Annotated in this window: 1 protein-coding gene; it reads right to left on the bottom strand. The window is 61.4% G+C overall.

Annotation, left to right across the window (positions count from 1 at the left end; all coding sequences use genetic code 11):
* A partial coding sequence (locus tag ABR397_RS23360; protein WP_350307782.1) for a tyrosine-type recombinase/integrase occupies window positions 1–438 on the bottom strand: 438 nt, incomplete at both ends.

The raw sequence follows: 438 nt of genomic DNA, 5'->3' as shown, positions 1-438 counted from the left end.
CGTTGCCTGCTTTGACTGCCGTTCTGCCGGGTGGGTCTGCTCATGCACTTCCTTTAAGTGACCGATAGCCACCCGGGTATAGATTTGGGTGGTTTCCAGCTTCTCATGCCCCAGTATCGCCTGGATATGCCGGGTGTCCGCGCCGTTCTCCAGCATCTGGGTTGCCATTGAGTGGCGGAACAGATGACAGGCCCCCGGTTTAGCCAGTTGCGCCTGTTTACGGATGCTGTCGGCGGCTATCCAGGTTAACGTGCCTCTGGCCAGCCCCCGGCCTTTCCTGGTGATAAACAGGTGACCGCTGTCATCCCGCCGCGTTAACTCGGGCCGGACACTGAGCCAGCGGCTTAACCAGTGCAGCGCCTGCCCGCCGATGGGCACCACCCTATCTTTACGGCCTTTGCCCTGTCTGACCAGCACCACGCCGCGCCCGAAGTCCAC

This window comes from Photorhabdus viridis, assembly GCF_040256935.1.
Classification (GTDB): Bacteria; Pseudomonadota; Gammaproteobacteria; order Enterobacterales; family Enterobacteriaceae; genus Photorhabdus; species Photorhabdus viridis.
Note: the sequence above shows the minus strand (reverse complement) of the source record. Positions and strands in the feature narration are given on the sequence as shown.